Here is a 16,753-nt window from a genome sequence, read left to right on the forward strand (position 1 = left end):
GCTAAAGAGCGAGGACACCGATTAATTATGAGTTTCTTGGCCCTCTTCTTTCTCAGGCCTGCTTTTTAATCTTTCAATCAACCGAAGACAAGCTACAAGCATTTATCGTCGAGGGGCTAAATTAGGATAATCCGTTATGATTCCATCCACCCCCATATCCAAAAGCTCATTCATTTGTTCTGTTTTGTTCACAGTCCAGGGAATGACTTTCATTCCTTTACCGTGAATTTCAGCAACGGCATCCTTGGTAAGTGCTGAAAAATAAGGCGAATAAATATCCGGGCGAAACCCCAGTTCTTTTAACTGTTCCTCCCATTTCCCTGCATTATCCACCAACATGGCCAGCGTGATTTCCGGATATGTTTTGTGGATATACTGGAGAACCCTAAAATCAAAAGATTGGATGTTAAACCTTTCGACGGGAAGTTTTTTCAGTAATAAGGAAACAACCTTTTCCGAAAACGCTGCGGGATTGGGGTGATAAATCCCATCGCCTTCCGGCAAACTTTTGATTTCCACATTATAATTCGGCAAAGGCAGATTAAAATCACTGACATATTTTTCTGCCACATCAATCAAGTCTTCCAATCTTGGTTTTGTAACATAGAATTTTACCTGTTGGGGAAAACCTGCATGGAATTTGGTTCCACAATCATATTTCAATACCTCAGCATAATTCATCTGAAAAATATTATGATTTCTGTCGTTGTTTTGCAGTTCATTTCCCTCCGGATCTAAACAGATCACAGGGTTCATCCATGGCTCATGGGATACAATCACTTCACCATCTTTGGTTATGGCCAAGTCAAGTTCCAGGGTTGTTGCCCCTAAATCCAGGGCTTTAATCATTGCAGGAATGGTGTTTTCAGGCATGATCCCCCGGGAACCGCGGTGTCCTTGAAGGTCATAACTGAATTGGGCCTGTAGATTCATATTAAGTAAAGTGAAAAAGACGATCTGGATTATTCGTTTCATGCTGTTAATTTTTTACAATTTATAACAAGGCAGGAAATTACAGTAAAAAAAGAGGTTAAATTGATGTGAAGAATGAAAGGTGGAGAATGAGGATTGAAGAGTGCGGAATTTTCGGGTTATCATGGTTGTTGGGTTGCTGCCCGGAAAGTTTGGAAGGCCTGTTTTATAAAACGATAAAAATTGTTAAAGAGGCTACTATGGTTCAAATCTTCAGACTTGAACCCTTTCATCACCTCTATTCTCCAAACAAGCCCTCACTAAATCTAGAGCTAGAAAACCCAAAAACCAAGATCTTTACTCCATCAATCAAACCACATCTCCATAAAGGTCAAACTCTGTGGCATCGGTAATCTTCGCTTGTACAAAATCCCCTATCCTACAATAATACCTGGAAGCATCAATCAACACCTCATTGTCCACTTCCACAGAATCATACTCGGTACGACCAACAAAATATCCGTTTTCTTTCTTATCGATAAGGACCTTAAATTCCTTACCGATCTTTTGCTGATTGAGATCGAATGAAATTTGCTCCTGGATTTCCATCAAGTGATTGGCCCTTTCCTGTTTGACTTCATCAGGCGTACTGTCCTCCATGGAAAATGCATGCGTATTTTCCTCATGGGAGTAAGTAAATACACCGAGTCTTTCGAACTTCATTCTTTCCACAAAGTCCACCATTTCCTGGAATTCAGCCTCACCTTCTCCTGGGTGACCTGTAATCAGGGTGGTTCTAATGGCAATTTCTGGAATAAGATCACGGATGGAATGGATCAATTCTTCTTGCTTTTCTCTGGTGGTTCCCCTCCTCATGGTTTTCAAGACTGAAGAGGAGCCATGTTGCAGTGGAATATCCAGGTAGTTACAGATATTGGGACGCTCTTTCATGACCTCAATGACATCCATGGGAAAACCAGTGGGAAAAGCATAATGCAGGCGGATCCATTCAATGCCTTCGACATCTGAAAGCGCACGCATCAGGTCTGCCAATTTTCTTTTTTTGTACAAATCCAGACCATAATAGGTGGAATCCTGGGCGATCAATAACAACTCCTTGGTGCCATTGGCAGCCTTATGCTGGGCCTCTTTGACCAATTCCTCAATAGGTCTGGATATATGGCCTCCACGCATGAGCGGAATTGCACAGAATGAACAAGGGCGGTCACAGCCTTCAGAAATTTTCATGTAGGCATAATGGGCATTATGCGTAAGCAATCGCTCCCCCACCAGCTCATGTTTATAGTCAGCTTTAAATTTTTTCAAAAGTGCAGGAAGGTCTCTTGTCCCGAAATAGGCATCCACCTGAGGGATTTCTTTTTCGAGATCTTCCTTGTATCGTTGGGAAAGGCAACCGGTAACATATACCTTGTCAACCAGTCCTCTCTCTTTGGCATCTACATATTGAAGAATGGTATCTATAGATTCTTGTTTGGCATTGTCTATAAATCCACAGGTATTGATGATGATAATATTATTGTCCTTACTGTTGGATTCATGACTGGCATCAATACCATTGCCCTGTAATTGGGTCAACAATACTTCTGAGTCTACCAGGTTTTTGGAACAACCCATGGTAATGATATTGACCTTATCTTTTTTTAATGTTCTCGCTTTCACACCTTTCCTGATTTGGCTGCAAAGGTAGGCAAAATAGGATTCAATTGCGAGAATTACACATTAGGAATTTCAATACCCAAAAAATGCAAAAAAAATGAAAGCCACGTTCAATTGACGGAGGCTTTCATTTCTAATTATCCGAAATATGAAAATGTTCAGTAAATTGATTTTTGACCAAGGGCTTTCTATTTAATGCCTTATATTTTTTACCCAATATAGGCGGTGAATTTTTGGCTTTTTCTTTTACTCTTTTTAAAGTGAGGGAATCCAATCTTGATCCAAAAAGCAAAGCAGTACAAACAATCAATGGTAACATTACATAATCTGAATAGGCTGATCCTATAAAAATCAATGCAATAAAGAAAAGCTTGATAACCCCTAATGTGATGGAAACCTTATCATGTGTTAGCCCCATTCTCATTAAAAAATGGTGGACATGGTTTTTGTCTGGAGAAAATGGGGACCTTCCTCTTCTTATCCTTCTGGTGAAAATCCTAGTTGTGTCGTAAATAGGAACAATCATCAGGGCGATTCCGGAAGCAATTGGGGCATTGAATTTCCATGGTGATTCAGGTGCCATGGTGCCATTTGTATCTATAAACAGAACAGTCAATAATGAAAGAGCAAAACCTAAACTTAGAGAACCTGTATCTCCCATGAATATTTTGGCAGGATGCCAGTTGAATACCAAAAACCCAAGGACAGAACCAGCTATAATCAGGGAAAACATACCAAAAGAAGGCATTCCAATTACATTGAACCACCATGCTAAAAAACCAAAAGTCAAAACACTGATGGTAGCCGCCAAGCCATCCAAACCATCAATCAAATTAAAAGCATTGGTCAAAGCCAAAATGGAGATAAATGTAATGGCATAGCTTAATACCAGCGGTAATTCATAAATCCCTAAAAAACCATAAAGCCCAGAAATCCTTATATCGGCCATGAATACCACCATAAATGCAGCCACGGATTGACCGCCTAATTTTTGAAAAGGTGAAAGTTCAACTAAATCATCTCTCAAACCTACAAAAAACATCAAAGCAAAAGCTGCAATAACATACCTAATTTCCATTAGATTAGAAACATCCAGCCAAAGAAACGCTGTTAATAAAACAGAAAATACAATTACAATCCCTCCCATAGAAGGTGTGTCATTTTTATGGATCTTCCTTCCACCGGGTTTATCAACTACCTGAAATTTTTTGAAAGCCCCGATCAACACGGGCATTGCCAAAAAGCCAATTAAAAAGGCCGTTACCAAAGTCAACAAAATAACCATAAAAGTAAAATTTACTGCAAAACAAATAAAGATTTGGAAAAAACCAAAAACCTTTAATCAAGAAGTTGAAATACAACTCATAAAACTAATAACTTTCCTGAAAAAAAGCAAAATAATCTGACGTAAAAGGTCAACAATTTCCCCTTACTTAAAATAAAGGACAACTTAACTAAAAGCCATCCTTTATTTAAAAATAAAAACTTATTTTAACCGTTAATCCAATAGTAAATTTTATTTTAAAATTTCAAAGAAATCCTTAAGAGGTTTTTTGAAAGCACCTCCCGTTCCTTCTCTGATTACTGTAATAAACACTTCATCCCCTACTTGCTGGATTGAAGAAATAGCTCCCCTAATTCCTTCATTATTTAACATTTCAATTTTGACCTGATTATTGCTTAAATTCAATCTAAAAAGATTATTTCCTGAATATCCTATAATGTGTCCATCTATGACCCCGAAGGAAGCAGATAAGGTCTCTATTGAAAGTCTGTCTTCACCCACCAATGTTCTATTATTACCATTGATGTCTGCTCTATACACCATCAACCTGTTAGTTTCCCTATTTTCCAACATAAAATAGACCTGATTTCCCAAGACAGTGGCCTTGGTATTCATATTGCTAATCTGTTCAAATTGTCCTGAAAAATTTACTTTAAAAGTTGTACCTTCCACTTTAACCAAGAAAAAATTCCCAAAGGAAGCTATAGAGCCTGTATCAACAAAATAGTCTCTTATCTCTTCATTTAGTATTCTACTTTCCCTGATCACAACTCGGCCCTGTTCCAAAGCAACATTTAGAAAAAGAAAACTGGGGTTATTTCTTGCTATGCCATTTACAATTTTCCTGTAAGGAATAAGAACATGGCTCCCATTTGGTGTTAAACCAATGATTTCTCCTTGCCAGAATGGGATGTCTTCAAAATTGGCAAAGTCAGGATCTACATCTCTCATTCTCAAAATTGTAGCATTTTGTTGAGAGACATCACCAACGGGAAACAGAAAGACATCAAGTTCTGTTCTGGATGCGAAAACACTATTGGACAAGGGTAGTTTATATCTTCCTAGTCTTGTCAAAAAAGAAGTGATATTTTTGGGGCTTAACTGTCCCTGAAAATTCACATGCCATGTTCAAGTCATAAATGCAACGCCTAATTTTTTCATTAGACATTCGATAGGACTAAGATAATTAAACTTTCTTATTGGCCTGTTATTGATTTTGGTTTCTATATTTTGGATCTGTTCCCGAGAGATTTGATTGAGGTCAGTACCCTTTGGCAGGAAAGCCCTGATAAGTCCGATTCTGTTTTCCACTGTTCCTTTATCCTGTGAAGTGTATGGTCTTGTAAAGAATGTTGGGATATTGAATTTATCTCTGATTTTATAATGGTTTGCGAATGCCATATCATTATCGAAAGTGATTGATTTGAAGAACGAAGCACCAATTCTCTGTATTCTCTTTGCTATTTTCTGTTCAATGATATCTGCATTTTTACCATCAAGTTTCTCTATGGTAGTAACCAAGGTTGCCCTGTCCACCAGTACCAAAAGAGCTGATTTGTGGTTTTTCCCCATCATAAGGTCTACTTCAATATCTCCTATCCTTTGTCTTTTTTCAACTACAGGAGGCCTTTGGTCAATTGGAACTCTCTCCCTGATAATTCCTCTGGTATGCCTGTAATTACCTCTCTTACGCTTTCTTTTACCATGCCGGAGATTCTTGTAAAGCTCCCTGTCCCTTCGGTATCTCCAATGGCTACTTTTTTTGGCAGTAAATATCCAGTTGTAGAGTGTCTCATGACAAACCCCTTCTTTACCTTGTTTCTTCCAGGTGACCGATATTAGCTCTGGGCTCAATTTGTCAACAACAAGGAATTTGCGGGCCTCTTCTTTAAGGGACTCGGTAAATTTGATTCGCTTTCTCTTGAGTCTATGTCTTTCGTCTGTACGGTTCTGGGCAACTGCAGCCTTATATTCACCGCTATAACGGCCCCTCTTGCCGGTATTTCTTTGAAGTTCTCTGGATACAGTACTTTTGTTGACACCGATAATCGCAGCGATTTTGGTCTGGGAAGTTCCGTTTCTAAATAAAGCCTCTATTTGGTACCTTTGTTCCTGGCTGAGATGTTTAAATTTATTCATGACAACACTAAATTAATATTTTCAGCCTAAGGGAAGGAACCTAGGTTCCTTCCCTTAAACCCTTAGTGTTGCATTTATGACTTGAATATAGGCATCATAGAACAAATTGTTTCTTCCTAAAACAATCAGTTTGTTGTTATCAACGGTGCTGTTATATAAATCCTCAGTAAATACATTAACTCTATTCCATGGTACAAAATTTCCAGGAGGCTCAACCGTAGGTTCATCGTCCTCTTTGGAGCAAGAGAAAACAATCAAAAATCCAATAAAAAGAAATATTAATTGGATGCTATTCAACTTGTTCATAATGGTAATTTTAAATCAATACAATATCGAAAATAAATAAATTAATTCTAAACTGCTGAGTTTTGAATGTTTTTTTGTAGAAAAGGAAAGAAATAATTTCAATAGAATTTCCTTACAATCAATTCAGAAGTTTTCCCTCTTTATCCAACTTTTCAAACCTGGAATAATTGCTGATAAACTCAGGAACCATTTTTTTAAGATGCTTTACTACATCCATTTCTGAGCCCTCTTCCAAAAGCTTTTTGAAAAGTTTTACCTCAGCATTAACCCTTTTGAAATCTGAGGGGCTGACTTGAGCAATCTTTATCTTTGGATGATAAGTTTCCTTTACCAATTCAAAATGGTTTAATAGTTCCTCAAAAAGCTTTTCACCTTGCCTTAATCCTGAAAATTCGATTTCAATGTCACGCCCTACCTTCTTACCGCTCAGCTGAATCATTTTTTCCGCAAGATCAACAATCTTTACAGGTTGCCCCATATCAAAAACAAAGATTTCTCCACCTAATCCCATTACCCCTGCTTCCAAAACCAATTGACATGCCTCCGGTATGGTCATAAAATACCGGGTTACATCCGGATGGGTTACCTTCACCGGTCCTCCGTTGAGAATCTGCTTTTTGAACAAAGGAATTACCGAACCATTTGAACCCAAAACATTTCCAAATCGAGTGGTTATAAATTTAGTTTGATTGCTGGAATTTTTCTGGTTCATATGCTGATCCAAAGCCTGTACATACATCTCTGCCGCCCTTTTAGTGGCTCCCATCACATTGGTTGGATTGACAGCCTTATCTGTACTGACCATAACGAATTTATCCACCTTAAAGAAGCAGGAAACATCCGCTAAGATTTTGGTGCCAAACAGATTAGTTCTTATCGCTTCCTCCGGATAGGTATCCATCAAAGGAACATGCTTATAGGCAGCGGCATGAAAAACAAATTGAGGCTGATAGGTGGCAAAAATTTCCATCATCCTATTTTTATTTCTGATATCTGCCAAAATAGCCTTCCTTTTAATTTGTTGAAAGCTTGAACTAAGCTCCTGGTCAATATCGAAAAGCGGGGATTCTGCCTGATCCAGCATCAGCAAAAGTGCAGGTTTACAATGCAACAATTGCCTGCATAATTCAGAGCCGATTGAACCCGCTGCTCCGGTTACCAATACCACTTTCCCGGAAATTGATTCTTTGACATTTTCTTTATCCAAAACAATTTCTTCTCTGCTCAACAAATCCTCAATCCGAATGTCTCTAATGTCCTTGGCTTTTAAACCCACATTGAACCAATCCTGAACTGGTGGTATAATTTTAGTGGGAATTCCCATCTCGAGACAAGCATCCACAATGGCCCGCTTTTTGGAACTCTCAATTTTATTGATGGCAATGACCACTTCTTGTACACCAAGCTTCTCCACTGCTTTTTTAAGCCCATCCAGTCCTAAAAATATGTGCTTTCCCTGTAGTAATTTGCCCACTTTTTTGGGGTCATCGTCAATAAATGCAACAGGCAATCTTTTATCCGCAGAATTTCCTGTTAATGCATTGAAAGTCAGTAAACCCGCCTCTCCGGCTCCATAGATAGCTACTTTCTTGATATCATCTTTATGCCTGATATACTGGGTATATTGGTAAAGCTCTCTGACCAACAAACGATACCCTAACAATAAGGGAAAGGCCAATAAAGAAGCAATCAGCGCCACGGAAAAAGGAAGCAGATAACCTGAATCAAACCAATTGAAAGTTTGATTGGCCTGTTTGATTAAAAATAACAAAACCTGTGAAAGCGCCAACATTTTCATCATGTTGGCCAGATCACTTAAATTGGTATGCCGTACGATTCCTACAAAAGACTTTGTCAATAGCATGGAAACAACCGACAATAGCGAAAAGGCAATTACCCCAGGCAAAATCTGAAACCTGTCAACCAATGACAGATCGAAATTGAACCTGATAAAAAATGCAAAGAAAGCAGCGTGGAAAATAATCAGAACATCTATCAAGACTATCAGCCACCGGGGAACTACTTTAAGTTTTTTAAAAAACTCCATCCTTTTCAACAAAAGTATTTTTTATCAACACAAAACATAAACACAAGATGGATTCAAATCTAACAAAGATTGGTTTAAAACGACAATCAATTCATTAAATTTTTATACCCATGAAAATTTTAACAATTACTTAACAATAATCAGCGGAGCTGGATCCAAAATCAACTTATTCCCAATCCATTTATGCCCGTCCGGTATATCTTGGTGAACGATACTTCCCGCACCTATGGTACACCATTTGCCGATTTTCACTCCAGGCAAAATAATGGCATTTGCCCCTATCAGACTTCCCTCTCCAACAGTAATCCCCCCACAAAGGGTCGCTTGCGGGGCTATATGGACATAATCTCCTATCAAGCAGTCGTGATCCACAGAGGCACCTGTATTGATAATTACTTGATCCCCTAAGGTACAATTGACTTTGATGATGGCACCTTCCATGACCACACATCCCGAACCCAAGAATGCCCTTTTGGAGAAAATGGCTGAGTCATGAATGATATTGGCAAAACGAACCCTGGAGGAAAGCTCCAAAGCCAAACGCTTCCTGGTCGCATTGTCACCAATAGCGATAAAGAGGCTGCTTTTAAAAACATAATTCTTGGGTATAGGCCCTAATACCGGATATCCTAAAATTTCTTTTTTTTCAGGATTATCGTCAAAAATTCCATGGATCTTTTCATAAGATTCAATCAGATCTATGATTACCCGCCCATGTCCAGAAGCACCGTAGATATACATGACAAAATTTTAAACCAATGTGTAAAGAAAATCAAATTCAAACAAAATGTTACCAAATAGGCAAAAAAAATCCCTAAAAAACAAAATTCTATAAAACAAAAATTTACAAAATTTAAAACTAAAAACACCCTTTAAAACAGTTCTAAAATGTGTTTTTTATTATTTGCCGCAAATTCCTGTGTTCAAAAAACAAGAAATCTTATTTTAATGCCGTTAAGTTAAGGAATGTGATTACCTAAAATCCGCAGGATTTTAGTTTGGAGATTTGAATCTGCTTGTTTGTGTTCATTTTTGGTCTAGTTCGGGAATTTCTTCCCTTTGATTGAAGAGTGTTCATAGTTTTGAGACAATGGATTTTAGGTTTGAGGATAAAATGGACGGTTTTTTTCCTCAATTTTAATGGAAAAGGCATACCTCTTCCCTGTAAATCTTTATTTTTTGAGCTCCTGAGGGGTTTTTATCTGAATTTAGTTCAAAATCGGCTTGTAATCCTTACTCGTGAACAGTTTGAGCACTTCTCTTCTTCCCGTTCTTATCCACTTGGCTGAAACAGTGATAAATCTGAAGATAAACTTCTTGAGCCTGTCGGTAGGCTTAAGCCAATCAACTTTTCTGGAATACTCTCCAATGATATAGGTGTAAAAATTGGCATACATAGCCGTCATAAGCATAAAGGAGGTATTCTCTGCAAGGAACGAACAGGGCAACTTAGACCAGCCAAAGTCATTGTTGAGTACATCAAACAAGCGTTCGCTTGCACCCCGGGCGTTATAAAACCTTACAACAGCTTCATTGGACGATGTATGTTCATTGGTCAGAATAGCCCTGTAAGTAAATGCATCTCCACTAAACACATCTGCCTGCCCGTCTTTACGCCTGATTCTGGTAATGACCAGCCTGTAAGACCTGTCTTTACCGAAAGGTTTGTAGTCGGATAGGTCAGTAACTTCCATTTCCTGTACACCCAAACGTATTTTCTGCCACTTCTCAGGGGCTATACTTCCAAGGATATTATCCAGTTTGGCACATCTGTTTGCCCGTATATAAAAGCTTTCGGTATGTGCTTCCAGTGTGCGGAGAACTTCTTCCTGATAGGATGCTGAATCGGCTCTGAACCTTCCGATACGGATATTTTCATTGGTAAGCTGCCCAAACATGCGTGTAAGTGTATCAGCCTGCAAATATTTGGCCTGACTGTTGCCATTTCTGCCCTCTACGTACACAGGAATGGCCTGTGAAAATTCAGGATGTGCTATGGAAGCTACACCTGGCTGATATCCATAGACGTGTTTATATGTCTTTTTTGAATCGTACTTTTCAGTTGGAATGACGGTGTTGTCATAATCGAGGTCGTAAGCAACACCTGACTTGAGTAATCCGGTCTTACAAGCTGATTTTAACAACAAGCTGTTGAGTTTTCCATTGATATTAAATTCATGGCTTACTCCACTGGACGGATTTATAAAGAGTTCTGTATCAACAGCAAGCTCTTTGATACCTCTCAGAATTGTATCGGCACTGCATACTGAAAATGAAGGGACCTGTTCAAGTGCGTCTCTCAAGTGAACATTGATATCTTCAGTACAGTCGCCACCATTAAAGAAAATAGCCATATGATTGGCGAAAATGTCACTGTATGAAAACCCTCCCCTTAAGGCTCTAACCCCCAATTGATTATCAATGAGTTCTGGGAGACCAGAATTTTTGAAAGAGTTAAAAACAAAATTAAAACCTCCGAAAGGTGTGATTTTTTCTGTCGAATTCGTAATTTTCATACCGCTTATCAAGGATGTGTGGTAACACCTAAATAAGTGAAAAAAAAACGAGCCGGAAAAGCCTGAATTGAATAAATTCAGCCACTTTTTCGGCTTTTTTTAAATCCGCCCTGCGGATTTAAGGGATTAAATAGATTTGTAATTCATTGAGTATTTCAGTTTAGCTCTGAATTTCCGCTTGAATACCTGGTTTCTTCTTGAATATTCTATTTTGGAAGCGATTTTATTTACATATTTCTGGATAATCTCCTCTAATTCACCACTTAAATCTGTGATTTTCAGAATCAGGGATTTTGTTTTTGACAGTGCATAAGTTTTATTGATTATCAAGGTCCTTGCTGACTTTGATGTCCGTCCTGTTTTGGTCTTTGGCTCCACATCATAGCAAAGAATATTGCAGAGTGATATGATCAGGGTCTTGGCATAGAAGTCCTGCTGGACCGCCCATGCTGTTTTGCCGGAAAAATCAGATACTTCAAGTCTTGATTTGATCAGTTTATATGCTTCTTCTATTCCCCATCTCTGTTTGTACAGGTTTATTAGAGAGGAAGCTGTATATTTTTTCCTGTCCAGCAGCGAAGTTGCATATATTGATATCTTACCCTTCTTATTCTTTTTCTTGATCAGTCTTACGGTCATGGTTTGGGATAACGAGGGATACTTTTCAAGCAGCCAACCGTATTTTGGAGGGAGTATTAATGTATATTCCGCATCAGTGGAACTGCTCAGGGAAAAATCCTCGACACAATTCCACCAATTGTCCTTCATCCTAAAAAGAAAATCGGCCCCCTTTCCTTTCAGCTCGAAAAAAAGTCTCAGTGATGCATAATACCTGTCGCACACAAGAAGATCCCCTTCTTTAATATGTCCAAGATGGGCATGACATAGGGTGGCTTCGGAAGTGGTGTAGCTTTCCATACCGGCATCCAGTACTAGGCCGTTGTAAACATCATACAGGTAAGATATCCTGCTCATGTAATGTCCTGCATCCGCATTGGGCCCAAAACCATGATAGCTGAACTTCTCTGACATGGAGGGATGATCTGGGAGTTCAAGCGTTGAACCATCAACAGAAAGCACCCTATGACCCTTCCATTTCTTGAACTTTGCATGTTCGTAAAAAAGACTGCAGATCAAACTGTTAAGCTTTTTGAAAACTGTATAGCACAGTTTTTTCCTGGCCTGGGTAAATGCACTTTTAGTGGGCGATAAGAAAGATTCCCCAAAAAACTCTTCAAGGCAGATATTAAGTCCTTTGTTGCTCTTTGACAAAATAAAAAGCACAAGAACTTCAAAAGAAAAGAAACGGTCACGAAGAAAATCTTTCACCGAAGTCCTACTTTCGATGATAAATTTTTCATAACTTAGTTTTAACTTGAATTCATTTACAATTAAAGTTTTAAGGCTTCCAGCACTCCCTGCTTTCGGAAGCCTTATTTTATACCTCTAATATAATGAATTTCACTCAATTAACCACTAACTAAACGGCATTAAATCTTATTTTCAAAATTCTTCAAAACCTTAAAATTATGAATGAAAAATTTTAAGATTTAAGCACTAAGCGCTAAATGAGGGGCACAATTAACGGTGAACATTTTTAACGATGTACGTTCTATGATGTTGTTGTTATGGTTGTCGGGTTGTCATGGTTCGAATACGTTAATGATTGGAGTTCTTTCAACGGCCGTAGAATTGGTTGGACCAGTGATCCTTGCCCAGCCTGGAATTCGTGGAAATCCAAAAGCTTCGTGCCTGATCCTGATTAAAATGAAAAGTTTCATCCGGCAATTACTTATAAGCCGTCTTTAAACGGTAAAAGCAGGAGATTTGAGTTAATTCGTGTAATTCCTGCCCGAGGCAGGCAGGAGTGGATATCTTTTTGATTGAAGAGTGATGAGTGGCCGGTGTTCAATGGTTCATGGTTCGGGGTCTTACGAATCTTATAAGATACAATGAAATTTGAACCATTTAGGAGTTAAGGGATTTAAGGATTTCATTAAGTCAAAACCTTTAAAAAACTCAGCGGGTTAACTGGTGTCAAAGGCTTATACTTGTCATTTCGACGCAAAAGAAATCTAAGAGACGCTACGCTTGGCTTTTGTTGCACCGAGGGTCACCGAGAAGACACCGAAAAACACGGAGAGAATTGATGTGAAGAATTAAGAATTAATGCCGTTAAGTTAAGGAATGTGATTAAATAGATTTGTAATTCATTGAGTATTTCAGTTTAGCTCTGAATTTCCGCTTGAATACCTGGTTTCTTTTTGAATATTCTATTTTGGAAGCGATTTTCTTTACATATTTCTGGATAATCTGCTCCAATTCACCAATTAAATCTCTGATTTTAAGAATCAGGGATTTTGTTTTTGACAATGCATAAGTTTTATTGATTATCAAGGTCCTTGCTGACTTTGATGTCCGTCCTGTTTTGGTTTTTGGCTCCACATCATAGCAAAGAATATTGCAGAGTGATATGATCAGGGTCTTAGCATAGAAGTCCTGCTGGACCGCCCATGCTGTTTTGCCGGGACTATGACACAAACTGTGTAAGTTGGTTTCACTACTTACGAAGTTAAAGTTAAACCTCGAAATTCTCTGTGTGATTTAGAAGAAATCGCACAGGGAATTTGAGGAACCCGCGGTAGGCGCCCCCCGGTCTGTGTGTGGACAATTTCTTACCTTTATAACACACAGATTACAAAAATGAAAAAAGAAGATCTCCTAAATGATGACTTCCTCAAGCAGTTCAGGACTGCCGGGGAGCTTAATTCCTTCCTTCAACAGCTTCAGAAAAGAGCCGTTGAGAAAATGCTTGAAGGCGAGCTGGATGCCCATCTTGGCTATGAAAAGCATCAGAATTCCGATAATCCCAATTCAAGGAACGGCTATTCCACCAAAACAATAAAAAACACATTTGGGGAAGCTGAAATCAGAGTCCCAAGAGACAGGGACGGCAGCTTTGAGCCTGCCCTTGTGCCCAAACGCAGAAGCATGGCGGAGGGCGTTGAAAACGTGATCATTTCCATGTATGCCAAGGGAATGTCAAACCAGGACATCGAAGAACAGATCCGGGAGCTTTATGACATCAATGTTTCCTCCTCCACCATCTCAAGGGTTACCGGTGCCGTAGCGGAGGATATTGTTGCATGGAGAAACAGGCCGCTTGACCCTGTATACCTGATCGTTTGGATGGATGGTATATCCTTCAAAGTCAGGGAGAACTCCAAAGTGGTCAACAAGACCGTTTATATTGCCGTTGGCCTCAGAACTAACGGCCTTAAAGAGATCCTAGGCCTTTGGCTTGGCAAGAATGAATCTTCGGCTTTCTGGATGGGGGTACTCACCGACCTGAAAGCCAGAGGGGTTGAAGATATTCTCATAACGGCAACTGACAACCTGAACGGGTTTACTGATACGATAAAAGCTTCATTCCCCCAATCAGTCACTCAGATATGTGTCGTCCACCAGATCAGAAACGCATGTAGATATGTCGCATGGAAAGACCGCAGGGCGTTTACAAGGGATATGAAGGAAATTTATACCGCCCCTACAAAAGATGCTGCTTGGGCTGCCCTGAACGATTTTGCCAAAAAATGGGAATCCAAATACGCTTATGCCATCAAAAGCTGGAGGGACAACTGGGATGAACTCACCGTTTTCTTCGATTACCCGGCTGAAATCCGTAAAATCATCTATACCACCAACCTGATTGAAAATCTCAATGGAAAGATCAGAAAATACACCAAAAACAAGCTCTCTTTCCCGACAGATGATGCCGTAATGAAGTCTGTTTTCCTGGCTGCAAGAGAAGCATCGAAAAAATGGACTATGCCTATCAGAGACTGGGGAGCTATTCTTAACAGTTTCCTGCTTATATTTGGTGATAGGGTCAGGCTTCTTGATACCTGACAATAAAACCATAATTTGAAGTTTACACACTTATCGGGATAGTGTCACCCCGAACCATGAACACTGGCTACCCATCACTCTTCAATCAAAAAGAAATCCACTCCCGCCTGCCTCGGGCAGGAATTACACGAATTAACTCAAATCTCCTGCTTTTTAGATGGGGCTTACAAGTCATTGCCGGATGAAACTTTTCATTTTAAACAGGATCAAGCACGAAGCTTTTGGATTTCCACGAATTCCGGGCTGGGCAAGGATCACTGGTCCAACCAATTCCACGGTTGTTGAAAAAAATCCAATCATTAACGATTTCGAACTATGACAACCCGATAACCATGACAACAACATCATAAATCGTTCATTGTTAAAATATTAACTGTTAAATCGTTAGCACTCAATAATACCCTCAAACTACGTTTTATATATTAAACCTTTGTTCGTTACCTAACACTTTTTTACAATCATCATTGACCAATTCCGAAACTTATGATTAATTTTGGGTATAACCATAAATAGTTTACAAAAATTTTTATATTTAAGGTTGTAATCAAAAAAATATGATTTTCAGAAAGGCATATTTGGATCTGCTCAAAAAATTTATAGGAAAGCCACAGATTAAGATTTTAACAGGAATAAGGCGCTCCGGTAAATCCACGGTTTTAAAAATGTTAAAAGAGGAACTGTTGGCAAGAGGTATTGCTGAAAATCAGATCATAGCTATCAACTTTGAAAGTTTTCTCAATGTAGATCTGAAATCAGTCCCGCAATTATACCTAAATGTCAAAGAAAGGGTTCAGAAAGATAAAAAGATGTTTCTACTCTTAGATGAAATCCAGGAAGTAGATGAATGGGAAAAGGCCATAAATTCATTTTTAGTTGATTTTGATATTGATATCTACATCACCGGTTCCAATTCTCATTTGTTATCTTCTGAATTGGCCACATTCTTAGCTGGGAGGTATATAGAAATCCCTGTTTTTACGCTTTCTTTTCTGGAATTTTTGGAATTCGAAAAGGTTTATCTCCAATCGGGAAAGGATGAAAGGGACCTATTTGAAACATATCTTAGGAAAGGAGGCTTTCCTGTTATTCACACTTTTAATTATGAGGAGGAATCAGCATATAAAGTGGTGAGTGATATTTATGCATCGGTCATTTTGAGGGATACTGTTCAGCGGCACAAGATCCGGGATGTTGAGCTCCTTCAGCGGGTTGTCCGGTATGCATTTGATAATATTGGTGCTACTTTTTCGGGTAAAAATGTGGCAGACTATTTTAAAAGTCAACAAAGAAAGATTGACGTCAATACGGTCTATAATTACCTAAACTTTTTAGAGGGGGCATTCATCCTATACAGAGTTCCCAGGTTTGACCTGAAAGGAAAGGAAATTCTCAAAACCCAGGAAAAGTTTTACCTGGCAGATGTATCCCTGCTATACGCCACCATGGGGTTTCGGGATAGAAATATTTCAGGGGTTTTGGAAAATTTGGTTTTTTTAGAGTTGAAAAGAAGGGGATACGAAGTTTTTATTGGTAAATTTTACCAAAGAGAAATTGACTTTGTTGCGGAGCGGAAAGGTAAAAGGATATATATTCAGGTGGCTTACAAATTGGAAAGTGAAGAGACCATTGATAGGGAATTCTCAGCGATGCTGCCCATTGACGATCATTATCCAAAATATGTCATTACTATGGATGATTTTTTTAAAGATACCATCAAAGGGATAAAACATATGTATATCAGCGATTTTTTGCTTGCAGCGCAATGGGAACAATAGCTGATCAGCCTTCCCGAAAATTGCAATTTCGTGAAGCGATATAGGGGATTTTCAATCCTCAGGAAAATTTACCACTGATGGATACAGATAAATACCGATAAAAGCTGCGCTTTTTGGATTTTATTCAGAGAACCTGTCCCGCAAGGAGGGATGGATGTGAATCCGTTCTTTGTTAATATGGTAACCT

Annotated in this window: 13 protein-coding genes; 2 read left to right on the top strand and 11 right to left on the bottom strand. The window is 38.8% G+C overall.

Annotation, left to right across the window (positions count from 1 at the left end; translation table 11 throughout):
• Nucleotides 1–102 precede the first annotated feature (102 nt).
• The 11 genes from BC751_RS19895 to BC751_RS19945 all read right to left on the bottom strand — a co-directional run bounded on the left by BC751_RS19895 (nt 103) and on the right by BC751_RS19945 (nt 13,423).
• Complete coding sequence (locus BC751_RS19895) at nt 103–975, bottom strand: glycerophosphodiester phosphodiesterase (protein ID WP_130277139.1); 873 nt, start codon at nt 973–975, stop codon at nt 103–105.
• A gap of 306 nt (nt 976–1,281) precedes the next feature.
• On the bottom strand, nt 1,282–2,592 hold the full coding sequence (rimO, locus tag BC751_RS19900) for a 30S ribosomal protein S12 methylthiotransferase RimO (RefSeq protein WP_130277140.1): 1,311 nt from the start codon (nt 2,590–2,592) through the stop codon (nt 1,282–1,284).
• Nucleotides 2,593–2,722: 130 nt separating this feature from the next.
• Complete coding sequence (locus BC751_RS19905; protein ID WP_130277141.1) at nt 2,723–3,874, bottom strand: glycosyltransferase family 4 protein; 1,152 nt, start codon at nt 3,872–3,874, stop codon at nt 2,723–2,725.
• 231 nt (nt 3,875–4,105) lie between these two features.
• A complete protein-coding gene (locus BC751_RS19910; protein ID WP_207226922.1) occupies nt 4,106–4,918 on the bottom strand; it encodes a hypothetical protein in 813 nt (270 codons plus the stop codon).
• Nucleotides 4,919–5,002: 84 nt separating this feature from the next.
• The gene (locus BC751_RS19915) at nt 5,003–6,013 is read right to left on the bottom strand and encodes an IS30 family transposase (RefSeq protein WP_130273814.1); all 1,011 of its coding nucleotides are present in this window, start codon (nt 6,011–6,013) and stop codon (nt 5,003–5,005) included.
• Nucleotides 6,014–6,067: 54 nt separating this feature from the next.
• Entirely contained in the window at nt 6,068–6,319 is a 252-nt protein-coding gene (locus BC751_RS19920; protein WP_130277143.1) for a hypothetical protein, read from the bottom strand.
• Nucleotides 6,320–6,437: 118 nt separating this feature from the next.
• Nucleotides 6,438–8,366 carry a polysaccharide biosynthesis protein gene (locus BC751_RS19925; protein ID WP_130277144.1) on the bottom strand — a complete coding sequence of 643 codons (1,929 nt, stop codon included), beginning with the start codon at nt 8,364–8,366 and terminating at the stop codon, nt 6,438–6,440.
• Nucleotides 8,367–8,492: 126 nt separating this feature from the next.
• On the bottom strand, nt 8,493–9,107 hold the full coding sequence (locus tag BC751_RS19930; protein ID WP_130277145.1) for an acetyltransferase: 615 nt from the start codon (nt 9,105–9,107) through the stop codon (nt 8,493–8,495).
• A gap of 467 nt (nt 9,108–9,574) precedes the next feature.
• Complete coding sequence (locus BC751_RS19935; protein ID WP_130273823.1) at nt 9,575–10,882, bottom strand: IS1380 family transposase; 1,308 nt, start codon at nt 10,880–10,882, stop codon at nt 9,575–9,577.
• A 126-nt stretch (nt 10,883–11,008) separates the two neighbouring features.
• Nucleotides 11,009–12,211, bottom strand: a complete 1,203-nt coding sequence (locus BC751_RS19940) for an IS4 family transposase (RefSeq protein WP_165389770.1) — start codon at nt 12,209–12,211, stop codon at nt 11,009–11,011.
• An 864-nt stretch (nt 12,212–13,075) separates the two neighbouring features.
• On the bottom strand, nt 13,076–13,423 hold the full coding sequence (locus BC751_RS19945) for a hypothetical protein (protein WP_130277146.1): 348 nt from the start codon (nt 13,421–13,423) through the stop codon (nt 13,076–13,078).
• 162 nt (nt 13,424–13,585) lie between these two features.
• Between BC751_RS19945 and BC751_RS19950 the strand changes: the two genes are divergently transcribed.
• Together BC751_RS19950 and BC751_RS19955 are read left to right on the top strand one after the other, a co-directional pair.
• Nucleotides 13,586–14,791, top strand: a complete 1,206-nt coding sequence (locus BC751_RS19950) for an IS256 family transposase (RefSeq protein ID WP_130274032.1) — start codon at nt 13,586–13,588, stop codon at nt 14,789–14,791.
• 554 nt (nt 14,792–15,345) lie between these two features.
• A complete protein-coding gene (locus BC751_RS19955; protein WP_130277147.1) occupies nt 15,346–16,566 on the top strand; it encodes an ATP-binding protein in 1,221 nt (406 codons plus the stop codon).
• Nucleotides 16,567–16,753 lie beyond the last annotated feature (187 nt).

Source organism: Cecembia calidifontis, assembly GCF_004216715.1.
Taxonomy (GTDB): domain Bacteria; phylum Bacteroidota; class Bacteroidia; order Cytophagales; family Cyclobacteriaceae; genus Cecembia_A; species Cecembia_A calidifontis.